Source organism: Clostridium sp., from assembly GCF_029267215.1.
In the GTDB taxonomy this organism is placed as follows: domain Bacteria; phylum Bacillota; class Clostridia; order Clostridiales; family Clostridiaceae; genus Sarcina.
On record NZ_JARIDH010000060.1, the window covers coordinates 20,193 to 36,723 of the forward strand.

Genomic DNA, 16,531 nt, shown 5'->3' on the forward strand with positions numbered 1-16,531 from the left:
AAAATATTAATTTATTAGGTATAGGGGAGAAGTTTATGAGGGAATTTTCAATGAAAGACAAAATTGGATACACTTTAGGGGATTTAGGGTGTTGCTGTACAGAACAATTTAGAGCTATGTTTTTAACGGTATTTTACACATTAGTTCTAAAAATTAATCCTATTCATGTAGGTACAATACTTTTAATAACAAAAATTTGGGATGCTGTTAATGATCCTATAATAGGGGCTATTATAGATTCTCGTAAAGCAAAGGCAGGTAAAAAATTCATACCTTGGATGAGGGCTTTTTCAATACCATGTGCCATATTAATGTGCGTAGGTTTTTTAAACGTTTCCAATATGAATTATGGTTTTAAATTAGCTTACGTTTTAATAACTTATGTACTATATGAATCTATGTATACATGTGTAAACGTTCCTTTTGGTTCATTATCTAGTGTTATGACAGATGATACAAATCATCGTACAGATCTATCAAGATATAGAAGTTTAGGTGGAACTATTTTTATGACTGTAATAGTTATTGTTGGACCATTATTTTTATATAAAGATAATCAACCTGTTGCTTCAAATTTTTTATTATTAGCTATTATTTGTGCTTGTATAAGTGTTTTTTGTATTCAAGTTACATGTGTATGGTGTAAAGAACGTGTTGAAATACCAGAGGTAGAAAGAGAAAAAGTTAATTATTTTGAAGTATTAAAAAATATATCAAAAAATAGAGCGTTATTAGGCATTATAATTGCTAGCTTAGTTGGTATGATATCAGCTAGTGTAGTTAATGGATTAAACACTTATTTATTTAGAGATTATTTTGGAAATGTAAAACTTATGTCTGTATCAGGTATGCTAAGTACAGTTTATGCCATAATCACATTTATCGGGACTAAATTTGTTGCTAATAAGTTTGGTAAAAAAGAATGGTGTATGTATGGAGCTGGATTTGCTGCAATAGTTTATGGAGTTTTATTCTTCTTCCCAATAAAGAATCCTATAATGTTTATAATTGTAAATGGTGTTTGTTATATAGGAGCTTCTGGATTTCAAATATTAATTTGGGCTATGGTAAATGATGCTATAGATTATCAAGAATTACAAACAGGAACTCGTAATGAAAGTATAGTTTATTCAACATATTCATTTTTTAGAAAGATTGCTGCAGCCTTAAGTGCTAGTTTAAGTAGTTTTATACTTGCATTTATAGGATATAACGTAAATAATCTTACACAAACACCAGAAGTTATTTCAAATCTTTGGAAGTCTTATACAGGTATTTATTCATTAGGATATGTAGTTGCAATTTTATCTTTATATTTTATATATCCTTTAAGTAAGAAAAAGACTGAAGAAATGTTAAAGAATTTAGCCATTAAAAGACAAAAACAAAGCCTGTTTAAATAGCAAGTATTAATTAGGAGGGGTTTTATGATTAAATTAATAGAAATAAAAAATAGAAAAAATAAGGTGTTAAGGGGAGTTCTTACACTCCCTGAAAACACAGAAAATCCTATTATAGTATTAAATCTTCATGGGTTTGCAGGAGATAAATCAGGATATAAATATGCACATACTCATTTATCAAGAGTTCTTGAAGAGAATGGATTTGGGTGTGCTAGATTTGATTTTTATGGTTGTGGTGAAAGTGATGGAGAGTTTGAGGAAATGACTTTTACAGGGCTTATAGAAGATGCTATTGATATGTACAATTGGTTAGTTGATTCTAAAATAACAACCTCTGACAGAATTATTTTATCAGGTCATAGCATGGGAGGATATGTAGCCTCATGTGTTGCACCAAAGCTAAATCCAATTGGATTAATTTTAATGTGTCCAGGAGGAGGAATGTGGTTTGGATGTAAAGAACGTTCTGACCAGTTGAAAAATAAAAAGATTCAATATGCTGATATGGAAGGTTTAAAATTCAATATTGATTTTAATTATGATTTATATAATTATGAGCCATTTTCTAGTGCAAAAGGATATGAAAATGACGTCTTAATCATAAGAGGGACTGAGGATAAATTAGTTAATGATCAAATTTGTAGGACTTACTTAGAGTGTTATGACAGTAATAAGTCAAAATATATAGAAATTGAAACTGGGGATCATAATTTTGCAAACATAAAAGCTAAAGAAGGATGTGAAAAGGCAATTATTGATTTTTGCAAATTAATTAATAATAAATAATTTGAGGTGATGAATATGAAACTTTTAGAACAAATTAATATAGGAAATATTACATTAAAAAATAGAGTTATGTTTCCTCCATTAACTACTGGATATGAGGGGAGAGATGGAAGTATAACTCCACAATGTATTAACTTTTATGAAAGACTTGCAAAGGGAGGGGTTGGATACATAGTAATTGGTGATGTTGCTCCAATTAATAGTTTTTCTCCTACACCAAAATTATTTGATGACAGACAAATTGAAGGATTTAAAAATTTAGCTGATTCGGTTCATAAACATGGATCTAAAATTGCAATTCAAATATTTCACCCAGAGTATGACTGCCATGCTATAAACAAAATGTTTGAGAGTGGAGATATTAAAGGATTAAGAGAAAAATTGCATCATGATATGAAACATTTTGTCAATGAAATTAGTGAAGAGGGTTTAAAAGAGATTATAAATAAAATGTGTAATTGTGCAATTCGTGCTGAAAAAGCTGGGGTTGATATGATTCAAATACATGGAGATAGATTAGTAGGTTCATTATGTAGTACCATATTAAATAAAAGAACTGATAAATATGGTGGTAGTTTAGAAAATAGAACTAGATTTGCATTAGAGTTTGTAAGAGCCTTAAAAAAGGCAGTACCTAATATGCCTGTTGATTATAAATTTTCTGTTGTTACACCAGAGAGAGGGAAAGGGGGAGTAAATTTAGATGAAGCTCCGATTTTTGCTAAATGGCTAGAAGAGGCTGGGGTTGATATGCTTCATGTAGCTCAAGCAAATCATACTGGAAATATGTCAGATACCATACCTCCAATGGGAGTACAACCTTATGGATTCTTCGTTGATATTGCTGCTAAAATAAAAAAAGAAGTAAATATTCCAGTTAGTACAGTTGGAAGAATATTTAATCCTAAAATGGCTGAAGGTATTTTAGAATCTAATAAAGCAGATATAATTGGTCTTGGTAGAATTTTGCTTGCAGATCCTGATTGGGTTAACAAAGTCATGGAAAATAGGAAAAAAGATATACGTGAATGTATATGTTGTAATAAAGGATGCACAGATAATATACAAAATCGTAAGTTCTTAAGTTGTATTTTAAATGCTGAAAATGGATATGAAGGAATTAGAAATATCAATAAAGCTGAAATTAAGAAAAAAGTAATAGTAGTTGGAGGAGGACCTGCAGGACTTGAAGCCTCTCGTGTAGCAAGTCTAAAAGGACACGATGTTATTTTATTTGAAGAAAAAACATCATTAGGGGGACAATTAAATTTAGCTTGTATTCCTCCTAGAAAAAATGAAATACGTAGAGCAATAAGATATTTAACACATTCTGTAGTTTCTCAAAATGTAGATTTAAGACTTGGCAAAAAAGTAACTCAGGAAGATATATTATCTTTAAATCCAGATGTTGTATTAGTTGCTGTGGGAGCGAGTAATGTTATACCACATATAGATGGATATGACAGAGAAATAGTATGTGATTCTTGGAAAATATTAAATGGAGAAGAACAAGTATTTGGTAACGTTGCTGTGATTGGTGGAGGTATGGTAGGTTGTGAAGTAGCTGAATATCTATGTCTTGAATATGGAAATAATGTTTCTATAATAGAAATGGACAGTAATATTGCTAAAGGAGAAAGCAACACTATACTTCCCACTATGATGAATAATTTTTCTAAAAACGATGTTAAAATCTATACTAATCATAAGGTTAATAAAATAGATAAAGACTATATAATTTGTGAAAATGAGGATAAAGAAATTAAAATACATTGTGATTATGTAGTTATGGCAGTTGGTGCTAAAGCAAATGATTTTGAAGTTAATAAATTATTGGAAAATAATATTAAAGTTGTTAAAATTGGTGATTGTCTTTATAAGGCATCAAATATAGAAAATGCAATTAAAACAGCTTATGATGCTGCTAATAAAATATAATTTTATATAAAAAATTAAAATTAGAGTTTTAGAAAATACTGTTAAGAGAATATATATTTAAAAGTGAAATTTTAAGAAATAATTTTTAAGTTCTTAAAATTTCTTTTTGTTTTTTAATAGACAAGTTAATAGACAAGTTTAATCTTTAGGAATTTGTAGAAATATTTATCTAAAACCTATAAAAATAAGAATATAACTAGTATTGAAATTATTAATAAATTGTGATAATATTGAGCTTGTATAAAAACAGACAAGTTTAATACTAAATAATGTTTTATTTTGATTATCTTGTAAACGATTATTGAACTTTATAAAAACAAAAGAGGTGTAAAAATGGAAAATTCGCTTAAAAGAACAGAAGAGAAGGATGAAGTCAATATAAAGAAAGCTGTCCCTGCTGTATTAGCTTTAATGATTTTTGCTTTAGTTATTGATAATTCATTTAAGATTGTTTCTCCAGATTTAGCAAAGGCTTTCCACATATCAGCAACTACTGTAAGTTGGCAAGCGACTTTAGCTGGATTAGTTATAGGAATTGGAGCTATTGTATATGCTTCATTATCAGATTCAATAAGTGTTAGAACTTTACTAGCAATAGGAATCATATTAATATGTGCTGGATCACTATTAGGATTTATTTTTCAAAAATCCTTTGTGATGGTAGTTGTTTCAAGAATAATTCAGTCAGCTGGATTAGGAAGTGCAGAAACTTTATATGTAATATTTGTAGCAAAATATTTTAAAGAAGCTGAGCATAAGAAATACTTAGGATTTAGTACAAGTAGTTATGCTATTTCTCAGGTAATTGGTACTATAACAGCTGGATATATATCAACATATTTAAGCTGGCAAGTATTATTCTTAATACCATTATTAACATTGATAATATTACCATTTATATTAAAATATATACCTAAAGAAAAAACGAAGGCTGGAAATATAGACTTTATAGGATTTATATTAGTAGCAGCAGTAGCTGCAACACTAATGGTTTTTGTTTCAGAATTTAATTGGATATTCTTATTAGCATTTATAGTAGCTATTATATTATTTTTAACTTATATAAGTAAAAATAATAAAGCATTTATCACAATTAAATTTTTCAAAAATAGAAACTTTATATCAGTTTTATTTGTAGCTTTTATTATATATAGTGTACAACTTGCATTTATATTTATGTTTCCATTTTTAGTAGAATCTATTTATCATTATAGATTAGATCAAGTTTCATTACTTTTAGTTCCATCATACGTTTTAGCAGCAACTGTGGGAGCTTTATCAGGTAAAGTTGCTAAAAGAAGTGGAAGTAAGAAATGTATTGAAATAGCTATAGTAGGTATAATAATAAGTCTTATTATAGGAGCTTTATTTGTAGAAGCAACAGTATGGGTATTTGTATTTGTAATGATATTATTCTCATGTTCATTTGCTTTAATGTATGCACCAATGATTGATACATTAACAAGAACAATACCTAAAGAAAATACAGGAACTGCTATTGGTTTTTATAACTTCTGTTTAAATATAGCAGCATCAATTGGTATAACATATGTTGCAGTACTTATGGATAGCAAAAGTTTAGGAAGAAATATTACTAAACTTTTTGAAAATTCAAAAGCTATACAATATAGTAATGTATTAATTGTACTAGCTATAATATCAGTAGTATCACTTTTAGTATATTGGATTTTAATTGGAAGAAGAGAAAAAAGAGTACAAAAATAAATTATAAATAAATTTATTTTTAAATAGGATTCCCATTAGCTACGTTTATATATTATTTATATTAAAATGTAGCTAATGGGATATTTTATTGTTATAATAAAATTTTAGAATATTATTATAAGGAGTCTAAAGATGAAGTATTATTTAGCACCTATGGAGGGTATCACAGGATTTATATATAGAAATGCATATGAAAAGTATTTTGGGAAGTTTGATAAATATTTTGCACCTTTTGTTGTTCCAAATACAAGTAAAAGTCTTAAAACAAAGGAACTTAGAGATGTTCTTCCTGAAAATAATGAGGGAATTAGCTTGGTTCCTCAAATACTTACTAATGAATCAGAAGGATTTATTTCAACTGCTAATAAGTTAAAAAAACTCGGATATGAGGAAGTGAATTTAAATTTAGGATGTCCCTCTGGAACCGTTGTTGGAAAGAAGAGAGGATCTGGTTTCTTAGCCTATAGAGAGGAATTAGACAAGTTTTTAGATGATATATTTAAGATGGATCATATTAAGATTTCCATAAAAACTAGATTGGGAATGGAAGATCCAGAGGAATTTTATGAACTTATTAAAATTTATAACAAGTATCCACTAGAAGAACTTATTATTCATCCTAGAACAAGAAAAGATTTTTATGGAAACAAGCCTAATTTAGAAGTCTTTAAGGATGCAATAGAATTAAGCAAAAATCAAATAGTTTATAATGGAGATATATTTACTTTAAAAGATTATAAAAAATTTGTTGAAGTATTTCCTAATGTAGATAAAATAATGCTTGGAAGAGGAATTTTAGCTAATCCGGCCTTATTAAATGAGATTAAGGGAGAAGAGGTAATAAACAAAGAAATACTAAGAAAATTCCATGATGAAATATTTAGTAATTATAAAGAAGTGTTTAATGAAGAAAGAAATGCAATGTTTAGGATGAAAGAGTTATGGGGGTACATGATTTATATGTTTTCAAATAATAAAAAATATGCTAAACAAATAAAGAAAGCACAGAAAACAGTAGATTATAATCAAGCTGTAATAAGTTTATTTAGTGAACAGGAAATCATAAAAGATGCAGGCTTATTCTATAGTGAGGAATAATTTTAAGTAAAAAAAGATATTAGCAAAATTTTGCTAATATCTTTTTGTTTATATTATAGTAAGTCACTTGATAAAGCGTCTATTTTTGATAATCTATTGTCTATTGCAATAATTATTTGACCTGCTTTAGTAGTATCACCAACTATTATTCCACCAACTAAAACATTGTTTTTGAAGAATAATTTAGTATATTGTCCTTTTTCTTCATCTTTAGAACTAATTTTTTCATATTGAGTTTCATTGAATCTTATTAATCCTGCTGAGAATACATGAGTATCTAATGCATCTAAGATTATTGAAGGAGTAAAGTTTTCAAATACTTTATCTTCACAAGTAGCATTCGCACCAGCTGTTTTACCCATTTCTATAGCTGCAGGCCAGTTTCCATATACAAGACCATTGTATTCAGCAACATCACCACAAGCATATATATCTTTAACGCTAGTTTCCATTCTTCCATTAACAATAACACCTCTGTTGCACTCTATACCAGTTTCTTGAGCTAAGGCAATATTACTTCTTATACCAGTTGAAACTAATAAGATTTGAGCTTCTAATGATTTTCCGCTCTTTAAGTTTACAGTAGTCAATTTACCATCTTTAACTACGATTTCGCTACATTCTTCTGAAGTTAAGAATGTTATTCCACAGTTTTCAACATTCTTTCTGAATAAATCAGCACCTTCTTGGTCTAATTGGTTATTCATTAAGTTTGGTAAGAATTCAACTACAGTTACATCAATACCTGCGTTTTTCATTTCCCAAGCAGCTTCTAATCCAAGAGGACCAGCACCTATTATAACAGCTTTTTTAGCTTCATTCATCATTTCTTTAACATCAAATGTATCTTTTAAGTCTTTAATAGAGTAGATTCCTTTGAAATCTTCAATATTATCACTACTTAATTTTATTGATTCACCGTTATTTGAAACATTGAATGGTGGTATGAAGTTATGGCTACCATTTGCTAAGATAAGTTTAGTGTATGGTATTTCAGTTCCATCTGATAAAATAACTTTTTTATTGTCTTTATCAATCTTACTTACAACAACACCTAACATCTCTTCAACATGGTTTTCTTTGTACCATGAATCTTTAGCTAAGTAGAATGTATCTAAGTTCATTTCTTCTGTTAAAAGATCTGATAAATTAGGTCTTGAATATGAAGAAACTTCTTCGCTTGAAAGTAATTTTAAAGTAGCTGTTGAGTTGATTTCTCTGATTGTTTTAGCAGCATAGAAACCAGCAGCTCCGTTACCAATTATAACGAAATTATCTTCAGTATCATTTTTCTTAAAGTTTTGAACTTCAACTTCTATAAATTGTTCTTTACCAGCTCCACAAACTGGGCATACATCAGGACAAACTGGACTTTCGAATATTTCTCCACATACTAGACATTTCCAATATCTTGTTTTCCCGTTTCCTGTTATAATTTCTTGAGTATTAGTATTTTTATCAGGAGAGTAGTTTAATTCTTTTTCTCCAAACATTATTTTACTAAAATCTCTACCAAATTCATAAGCAGTTCTTAATTCTTTTTGTGAAGGTTTGAATCTTATTTTTAATCCAGGCCCAACTAATTTCATTTTTAATTCTTTTAATCTAGCTTCTATTCTTGGAACAGCTTCACCACTCCATCCATATGAACCAAAGGCTGCCGCATATTTTCCACCATGAATAATTGGGTTTAAATTAGCTAAAAGAATTCTTATTGGAGGTAATAGTTCAGCAACTATTGTTGGTGAACCAAATAACATTCCATCTGATTCAGCTATATCGTTTAAAACATCTTCTTGTTTAGCATAAACTAAATCATATAATTTAACTTCAACATTATGATCAGCTTTTAATCCTTTTTCTATTTCCTTAGCTAACTGTTCAGTATATCCATAAGCTGAAACATAAGGAATAGTAATTTTTTTATCACCTTTTATTTCAGGTTTTACAGGTGTACTCCATTCTTTATAAGTATTTATTACTTCCCATGGATTTTCTCTTAAAACTGGACCATGTCCTGGACAAACTAATTCAATATCTAAATCTTTGATTTTATCAATAGCTTTTAATACATAGTTTTTATATGGTCCGAATATACAATCAAAATAGTATCTTAAAGCATCTAAGTATTCTTCTTTACTTGGAACTAAATCATTGAAAACTTCTTCACATGAGTAGTGACTTCCAAATGAATCACAAGTTATTAAAGCTTTATCTTCTGGAATATAAGTGTACATTGAATCTGGCCAATGTAAGAAAGGAGCTGATATAAATTCTAATGTTTTATTACCAAGTGACAATTTATCACCATCTCCAACAATTATATATTCAAAATCTTTATTTACAATTTCTTTTAAGAATTCTATAGCTTGCATTGAACCAACAACTTTAGCTTGAGGAGAAAGGTTTAATAGTTTCTCTGCTGAACCTGCATGATCTGGTTCTGTGTGATCAACAACTATATAATCTATTTTTTTAGGATCTACTCCTAAATTAGTTAATTTTGATAAATAATCATCAAAACATTTTTCTTTAACTGTTTCGAAAACAGCAGTTTTTTCGCTTCCTTTAACAACGTATGAGTTGTAAGTAGTTCCATATGGAGTGTACATTATAATATCGAACACTCTAAGTTCAGGATCTAATGAACCAACCCAGTATATATCATTTTTTATTTCTAAATAATTCATAAAAACACCACCTGTATATGTTAATCTTCTAACAATCAAAATCAATCAATATTAATTATTAATTAATATCTATAATTAAATTATAATCTTTTTTAAAGAAATGTAAATAGTTTTTTATAAAATTTTAAAATAATAAAAATATAGTAGAAAAAATCTACTATATTATTTAAATAATTTAATTAAAATTTTATTTATTATGGTAAGCAGTTAAGAATTTTTCTAAATATTTTTCTGGAATTTGCATACAGCCAATATTACCATGTCTTTCATCACCTTCATGATTTCCATGAAAATCAGAACCGCAAGTTATTAAAAGATCATTATATACAGCATAAGATAAGAAGAAATCAGTATCTTTTTTAGTATTTTGATAGTATATAGCTTCTATTCCATCAAAAGGAAATGCCAGTACTTCTTTAACAGGAACTCTTTTTATAAGCTTTGGATGAGCAAGCACTGTTAAGGCATTATTTTCTTTTAATATTTTTATTCCCTCTTCCACAGAAATCTTTTTATTAGGTACATAAGCTGGACTATCATTTCCTATAAAATTATCAAAGATATATTCCCATTCATAAGGATAACCAGCATCAATTATACATTGAGCTATGTGAGGCCTTGCAACAACACCATTTCCTTTAGCTAGTACATCTTTATAATCTAATTTTATATTGAAATATTCTTCTAAATTAGAAACAATTTTTTTAGCTCTATCTATTCTAGAGTTTTTTAGTCCATCTAAAAATTTTTGAAATTTCAAAGATTTATAAGAATCATCTTTGAAGTATCCAAGAACATGAATTGTCGCACCTTTATGTTCACAACTAAGTTCAATTCCAGGAATAAATATTAAGCCTAATTTTTCAGCTTCTTCTTTTGCTTCATCTAATCCTGAAGTTATATCGTGGTCTGTTAGTGCTATTACTGATATGCCATTCTTTTTAGCTTCTCTAATTACATTCTTTGGAGCCATAGTTCCATCAGAAGCCAGTGAGTGACAATGAAATTCTGCATTAATATTAATAATAAGCCCTCCTTTAACTTTGTAATAATTTATGTATAAGTATTAGTTTTATATGATATTTTAAATTTAAAATCTTGTTATAGATATTTTAACACAGAATTTATAAGAAAATAAATTAAAAAATATTTAAGGGGTTAAGAATAAGGCTTTATTATATTATTAATTAATATAGTAAGAATATGTAAGTGGTACAAAATTAATATTTTTTTTTATAAGTTTTTGATATAATGATTTTAAACTAAACAATTTAGAGGTGAATTAATGTTTTTAATAATAGATAATTATGATTCATTTGTTTTTAACTTAGTTAGATATTTTAAAGAAATAGATGAAGAAGTTTTGGTTAGAAGAAATGATAAAATTTCTATAGAAGAGATAAGAAATATGAATCCTGAAGGAATTATAATATCACCAGGACCTAAGTCACCTAAAGATATGAAAGAGTGCTTAGATATTATTCATAATTTCAAGGGGATAATACCTATACTTGGAGTATGTTTAGGTCATCAATGTATAGGATATTATTTTGAAAGTGAAGTTATAAAAGGGAAATTTCCTGTTCATGGCAAAATAAGCTCTATAAAACATGATGGAGAAGGGGTTTTTAGTGGGATTAAGAATCCTTTAAATGTTACTAGATACCATTCATTAATTGTTGATAGAGAAAATCTAGGAAAAGAACTTCAAATAACAGCCTTAACAGAGGATGGAGTTATTATGGGAATAAGGCATAAGAAATACAAAATAGAAGGGGTACAATTTCACCCAGAGGCAGTTTTAACTGAATGTGGTCATGAAATTCTTAAAAATTTTGTTAATATAAGTAGAGAGTAATAAAAAAGAATATATAAATAGGAGGGAAATAGATTTTGAATTTTAGAATTGAAGAAATAAATGTAGATATGAATCCTCATGAGGTATATTCTTTATTTAAAGTTGAAAAGGATAGTATATTTTTAGATAGTTCTAAAGAGGAAAGTGAATTTTCTAATTATTCATTTATAGGATTAAATCCCTTTAAAAAATTTACATCCTATGGAGAGGATATTTACATAAATGGAGAAAAGTTAAGAGGAGAACCTTTTTTTGAACTTGAAAAATTATTGAGTGAGTATAAAATTGAAAATAATAGTGAAATACCTTTTTTAGGTGGTGCAATTGGTTATTTTTCTTATGATATAGGTAGGTGCATAGAAAAAATACCAAGTACTGCAAAGGAAGATGTTAAAATTCCAGATAGCTATTTCTTATTTTATAATAATGTAATAATATTTGATTTAAGAAAAAGAAAAAGCTATGTAACTTCTCTTGGGATAAATGAAAAAAATGAGGATAGTATAGAAAAAATAAAAAATAGAATAAACAATGGAAAGCCAGAGTTTTCTTTAAAGTTAGATTCTAATACTAAGTTTCATTCTAACTTTAAGAAAGAAGAGTACATGAAAAGCATAAGTAAACTTAAGGATTACATAAAAGAAGGACATACTTATATTGCCAATATGACGCAGAAATTTACTTGTGATTATAATGATGATCCTTTTAATACATATTCAAGTTTAAGAAGTATAAATAAAGCTCCTTTTTCTGCATATTTAAATTTAGGAGGGTTTCAAATAATAAGTTCTTCACCAGAAAGATTTTTAAGGGTTTATAATAATCATGTAGAAACAAGACCTATAAAGGGAACAAGACCTAGAGGGAAAAATAAAGAAGAGGATATTAAAAATAAGAAAGAACTTTTAAATAGTGAAAAGGATAAATCTGAATTACTAATGATTGTTGATTTAGAAAGAAATGATTTAAGTAAGGTGTGTAAGCCTTTTTCAGTAAAGGTTACAGAACTTTTTAAATTAGAAGAGTATGCCACAGTATTTCATTTAGTATCAACCATAGTTGGAGAACTAAATGAGGATGTATCTTCAGTAAAATGCATTAGAGAATGTTTTCCAGGGGGATCTATAACAGGAGCGCCTAAAATAAGAAGTATGGAAATTATTGAGGAACTAGAGGGAGTAAGAAGAGGAATTTATACTGGTGCTATTGGGTACTTTGATTTAAGAGGAAATTGTGATTTTAATATAGTTATAAGAACAATACTTACTAAGGATAATAAGGCTTATTTTGGAGTAGGTGGAGGAATAACCATAGAATCAGAGGAAGAGATGGAGTATGATGAAACCTTAGATAAGGCAAAAGCTTTGATGAGAGTTTTATAGAGTTTAAGGATTGTTTAAAGTGTATAGTGATTTTTAGATAGACTTTAATACCTACTTAAATGTATTAAAAGGAGCAAAAATGTTTTATATAAAGGAAAATAAGCTAAATTGTGAGTTTGAAAAAGGTGATTTAGTAAAATTAGATTCTTCTAATTTTTTTGGAAGAGGGGTTTTTGAGACCATACTTTTAAAGAGAAAATGTGTTTTTTTAGAGGAACATTTAGAGAGATTAAGAGAAGGATGTAAAATCTTAGATTTAGAATGCAATATTTCTAAAGAAGAAGTAGAAAGTTTTGTTGAAAGGGAGAATATTAAAAACAAAGCTTTAAAAATAACTGTTACTGAGAAAAACATAATTATTTCCTTAAGAGAAATTCCATATAATAAGAAAAATTATGATGAGGGATTTGCTTTGAAAATAAGTAAAGTATTAAGAAATAGTACTTCAAATCTTACATATATAAAGAGTACCTGTTATGTGGAAAATCTAATAGAAAAGGAAAAAGGAAGAAAAGAAGGATTTAGTGAGGTTATTTTCTTAAATGAAAGAGGAGAAATAACAGAGGGAGCAACAAGCAATTTATTCTTTTTAAAGGAAAATAATATCTATACCCCAAAGGTTAGGTCTGGACTTTTAAATGGTATAATTAGAAAATGGATAATTAAAAATTATTCTGTGATTGAAGGGTCATATACTTTAGAAGATTTAAAAAATAGTGATGGAATTTTTCTTACTAATTCCTTAATGGGAATTATGAAGGTGAATAGACTAGAAAATTTAATGTTTAATGAAAATAGAATCATAGAGGATATAAGGATAAAATATGAAAGGTCTTTAAAAGAGTTTTTATAGATGGAGGAAAAAATGATTGATAAAGAAAAAATAAGAGAAGGTATGAGATTAATCCTTGAGGCCATAGGAGAAGATGTTAATAGAGAGGGACTTTTAGAAACTCCAGATAGAGTTTCTAGAATGTATGAAGAGATATTTTCAGGCATAGGAAAAGATGCAAAGGATCATTTAAGTAAGACTTTTGAAGTGGATAGTAATGATTTAGTTTTAGAAAAGGATATAACATTTCATTCAATGTGTGAGCATCATTTAGTTCCTTTCTTTGGGAAGGTTCATATAGCTTATATACCAAATGGAAGAGTTGTTGGATTATCTAAACTTGCAAGATGTGTTGAAGTTTATTCAAAGAAACCTCAGCTTCAAGAAAGATTAACAAAGGAAATAGCTGATTCAATAATGGAAAGCTTAGATGCAAAGGGAGTTATGGTTGTTATTGAAGGAGAACATATGTGCATGACTATGAGAGGGGTTAGAAAACCAGGAACTAAAACCATAACTACTACATATAGAGGAAGTTTTTTAAAGGATGAAAGTCTTAAAAATGACGTATTTAGAATGATATCTATGTAGTCTTATATAGAAAGGGGTAAATTTATGGAGAGAGTAAATAAAATATTTAATAATTCTAAATATAAATACTATTTATCTAAAAATAATTACTGCGAAAGAGAGAGAATTTTTTGTAAGCATAATTTAGAACATTTTTTAGATGTGGCTAGAATAGCATATATAATGTCTTTAGAAGAAAATCTAAATATTCCAAAGGAAATAATATATGCAACATCACTTTTACATGATATTGGAAGATGGGTTGAATATGAAGAGGGGGAAAGTCATGAGAAAGCTTCATATAGATTAAGCAAAGAAATATTAGATGAATGTGGTTTTAATTATAAAGAGAAGGAATTCATATTAGGAGGAATTTCTAATCATAGAAATAAAAATTCTAGTGGATTTAATAAAATTATGTATTTAGCAGATAAAAAGTCTAGAGCATGTTTTTTATGTGAAGCAGAAAAACTTTGCAAATGGAGTAAGGAAAAGAAAAACTTAGAGATAATGATTTAAGGGGTGACTAAATATGAAAATCGGAAATAAAACCTTTGAAATAGGAAAAAGAACTTATATAATGGGAATTTTAAATGTAACTCCAGATTCATTTTCAGATGGAGGAAAGTTTAATGAAATAAATAAAGCATTAGAACAAGCTGAGAAAATGATAAATGATGGTGTAGATATAATTGATATTGGTGGAGAGTCAACAAGACCTAATCATACACCAGTTAAAGAAGAGGAGGAACTTTTAAGAGTTATCCCAATAATAAAGGCAATAAGAGAAAAATATGATGTTCCAATATCAATAGATACTTATAAGGGAAGAGTAGCAGAAGAAGCTATAAAGGCTGGTGCTAACTTAATAAACGATGTTTGGGGATTTAAAAAGGATCCATATATATCAGAGGTTGCTTTTAAATATGATGTTCCATGTTGTTTAATGCATAACAGAGAAAATTCAAAGTATGGAGAAGACATAATAGATACTATGAAAAAAGATATTATGGAAAGCGTAGAAATAGCATTAAAAGCTGGAGTTAAAAAGGAAAATATAATTTTAGATCCAGGTATAGGCTTTGCAAAAACTTATGAGCAAAATTTAGATGTTTTACATAGACTAGAAGAATTTTGTAAACTTGATTATCCAGTTCTACTTGGTACTTCAAGAAAATCAGTAATAGGAAACACTTTAGATTTACCAGCTAATGAAAGGGTTGAAGGAACTTTAGCAACCACTTCAATTGGAATAGCTAAGGGATGTGAGTTTGTAAGAATTCATGATGTTTTAGAAAATAAAAGAGTAGCAGTTATGACTGATGCTATAATAAGAAGAGGAGAATAAGCTTTTGGACAAAATAGTTATTAAGGATTTTGAAGTCTTTGGGAATCATGGAGTTTTTGAAGAGGAAAAAAGATTAGGACAAAAATTTGTTTTAAGCATAGAACTTTCTTTAGATACAAGAGAAGCTGGAATTACAGGTGATTTAAAAAAATCAGTTCATTATGGAGAGTTAGCCCATAAGATTGAAGAGGAATTTAAGAAAAAAAGCTATGATTTAATAGAAACAGTTGCTGAAAAGATGTGTGAATTTATATTATTAGAATATCCATTAGTTAAAAGTGTAAAGATTAGAGTGAAAAAACCATGGGCACCTATTTTAAGAAGCTTAGATACGGTTTATGTGGAAGTTGAAAGAGTATGGAATGAAGCTTACCTTTCATATGGTTCAAACATAGGTGATAAGAAGTTCTATATAGAGGAAGCGCTAAAAGAACTTTCAAAAGAATATCATACAAAAGTTTTGAAAACTTCAAAACTTAAAAAAACAGAGCCTTGGGGATATACTGATCAAGATGAATTTCTAAATGGAGCTTGTAAAATAAAAACCTTATTAAATCCTAAAGAACTTATGAATTTTCTTTTAGGAATAGAGAAAAAGCTTAAAAGGGAAAGAAAGATAAAGTGGGGTCCTAGAACCATAGATTTAGATATAATATTCTTTAATGATTTAATTAGTGAAGATGAAGAAGTGATACTTCCACATCCTAGAATGCATGAAAGAAGTTTTGTTTTAGAACCATTAAATGAAATAGCACCATATAAAATACATCCTTTGTATAAAAAGCGAGTGTTTGAATTATTAGAAGATATTAAAAATATTTAATATAAGGTTCTGTTTTAAGAAAATGTTGATTTTAGATAGAACTTTTTGACCATCTTAATGGCTAACTAAAATCAACAC

14 protein-coding genes are annotated in these 16,531 nt (G+C 28.1%); 12 read left to right on the top strand and 2 right to left on the bottom strand.

Annotation, left to right across the window (positions count from 1 at the left end; all coding sequences use genetic code 11):
• The first annotated feature begins 35 nt into the window (after positions 1-35).
• From Q1K13_RS10265 to Q1K13_RS10285, 5 genes are all read left to right on the top strand, one after another.
• Positions 36-1,403 (top strand): MFS transporter, encoded by a 1,368-nt coding sequence (locus Q1K13_RS10265; RefSeq protein WP_300350404.1) that lies wholly within the window; start codon positions 36-38, stop codon positions 1,401-1,403.
• A 24-nt stretch (positions 1,404-1,427) separates the two neighbouring features.
• A complete protein-coding gene (locus Q1K13_RS10270; protein WP_300350406.1) occupies positions 1,428-2,189 on the top strand; it encodes an alpha/beta hydrolase family protein in 762 nt (253 codons plus the stop codon).
• A 15-nt stretch (positions 2,190-2,204) separates the two neighbouring features.
• Positions 2,205-4,127: a bilirubin reductase, long form gene (gene bilR / locus Q1K13_RS10275; protein ID WP_300350409.1), complete on the top strand. Its 1,923-nt coding sequence runs from the start codon at positions 2,205-2,207 to the stop codon at positions 4,125-4,127.
• Positions 4,128-4,460: 333 nt separating this feature from the next.
• Complete coding sequence (locus Q1K13_RS10280) at positions 4,461-5,852, top strand: MFS transporter (protein ID WP_300350411.1); 1,392 nt, start codon at positions 4,461-4,463, stop codon at positions 5,850-5,852.
• Between the two features lie 132 nt (positions 5,853-5,984).
• Positions 5,985-6,950 carry a tRNA dihydrouridine synthase gene (locus Q1K13_RS10285; RefSeq protein WP_300350414.1) on the top strand — a complete coding sequence of 322 codons (966 nt, stop codon included), beginning with the start codon at positions 5,985-5,987 and terminating at the stop codon, positions 6,948-6,950.
• A gap of 53 nt (positions 6,951-7,003) precedes the next feature.
• Here Q1K13_RS10285 and Q1K13_RS10290 read toward each other — a convergent pair whose 3' ends face one another.
• Positions 7,004-9,640 carry an FAD-dependent oxidoreductase gene (locus Q1K13_RS10290; RefSeq protein WP_300350417.1) on the bottom strand — a complete coding sequence of 879 codons (2,637 nt, stop codon included), beginning with the start codon at positions 9,638-9,640 and terminating at the stop codon, positions 7,004-7,006.
• A 187-nt stretch (positions 9,641-9,827) separates the two neighbouring features.
• On the bottom strand, positions 9,828-10,664 hold the full coding sequence (locus Q1K13_RS10295) for a PHP domain-containing protein (protein WP_300350493.1): 837 nt from the start codon (positions 10,662-10,664) through the stop codon (positions 9,828-9,830).
• Positions 10,665-10,925: 261 nt separating this feature from the next.
• On the opposite strand from Q1K13_RS10295, the gene Q1K13_RS10300 reads away from it, so the two are divergent.
• From Q1K13_RS10300 to folK, 7 genes are all read left to right on the top strand, one after another.
• Complete coding sequence (locus Q1K13_RS10300; protein ID WP_300350420.1) at positions 10,926-11,498, top strand: anthranilate synthase component II; 573 nt, start codon at positions 10,926-10,928, stop codon at positions 11,496-11,498.
• Between the two features lie 35 nt (positions 11,499-11,533).
• Positions 11,534-12,880: an aminodeoxychorismate synthase component I gene (gene pabB, locus Q1K13_RS10305; protein ID WP_300350422.1), complete on the top strand. Its 1,347-nt coding sequence runs from the start codon at positions 11,534-11,536 to the stop codon at positions 12,878-12,880.
• Between the two features lie 79 nt (positions 12,881-12,959).
• Entirely contained in the window at positions 12,960-13,733 is a 774-nt protein-coding gene (locus tag Q1K13_RS10310; RefSeq protein ID WP_300350424.1) for an aminotransferase class IV, read from the top strand.
• A gap of 12 nt (positions 13,734-13,745) precedes the next feature.
• Positions 13,746-14,303: a GTP cyclohydrolase I FolE gene (gene folE, locus Q1K13_RS10315; protein ID WP_300350426.1), complete on the top strand. Its 558-nt coding sequence runs from the start codon at positions 13,746-13,748 to the stop codon at positions 14,301-14,303.
• A 24-nt stretch (positions 14,304-14,327) separates the two neighbouring features.
• Positions 14,328-14,801, top strand: coding sequence for an HD domain-containing protein (locus tag Q1K13_RS10320; protein WP_300350430.1), 474 nt, complete (start codon positions 14,328-14,330; stop codon positions 14,799-14,801).
• 13 nt (positions 14,802-14,814) lie between these two features.
• Positions 14,815-15,630 carry a dihydropteroate synthase gene (folP, locus tag Q1K13_RS10325; protein ID WP_300350432.1) on the top strand — a complete coding sequence of 272 codons (816 nt, stop codon included), beginning with the start codon at positions 14,815-14,817 and terminating at the stop codon, positions 15,628-15,630.
• Positions 15,631-15,634: 4 nt separating this feature from the next.
• A complete protein-coding gene (gene folK / locus Q1K13_RS10330) occupies positions 15,635-16,453 on the top strand; it encodes a 2-amino-4-hydroxy-6-hydroxymethyldihydropteridine diphosphokinase (RefSeq protein ID WP_300350434.1) in 819 nt (272 codons plus the stop codon).
• Positions 16,454-16,531 lie beyond the last annotated feature (78 nt).

What these genes read in the sequence shown, in the direction of transcription:
- bilR (WP_300350409.1), top strand. Translation starts at nt 2,205, where the DNA reads ATGAAACTTTTAGAACAAATTAATATAGGAAATATTACATTAAAAAAT.
- Q1K13_RS10320 (WP_300350430.1), top strand. Translation starts at nt 14,328, where the DNA reads ATGGAGAGAGTAAATAAAATATTTAATAATTCTAAATATAAATACTAT.
- Q1K13_RS10265 (WP_300350404.1), top strand. Translation starts at nt 36, where the DNA reads ATGAGGGAATTTTCAATGAAAGACAAAATTGGATACACTTTAGGGGAT.
- Q1K13_RS10285 (WP_300350414.1), top strand. Translation starts at nt 5,985, where the DNA reads ATGAAGTATTATTTAGCACCTATGGAGGGTATCACAGGATTTATATAT.
- Q1K13_RS10300 (WP_300350420.1), top strand. Translation starts at nt 10,926, where the DNA reads ATGTTTTTAATAATAGATAATTATGATTCATTTGTTTTTAACTTAGTT.
- Q1K13_RS10310 (WP_300350424.1), top strand. Translation starts at nt 12,960, where the DNA reads ATGTTTTATATAAAGGAAAATAAGCTAAATTGTGAGTTTGAAAAAGGT.
- Q1K13_RS10280 (WP_300350411.1), top strand. Translation starts at nt 4,461, where the DNA reads ATGGAAAATTCGCTTAAAAGAACAGAAGAGAAGGATGAAGTCAATATA.
- Q1K13_RS10270 (WP_300350406.1), top strand. Translation starts at nt 1,428, where the DNA reads ATGATTAAATTAATAGAAATAAAAAATAGAAAAAATAAGGTGTTAAGG.
- Q1K13_RS10290 (WP_300350417.1), bottom strand. Translation starts at nt 9,640, where the DNA reads ATGAATTATTTAGAAATAAAAAATGATATATACTGGGTTGGTTCATTA.
- folP (WP_300350432.1), top strand. Translation starts at nt 14,815, where the DNA reads ATGAAAATCGGAAATAAAACCTTTGAAATAGGAAAAAGAACTTATATA.
- folE (WP_300350426.1), top strand. Translation starts at nt 13,746, where the DNA reads ATGATTGATAAAGAAAAAATAAGAGAAGGTATGAGATTAATCCTTGAG.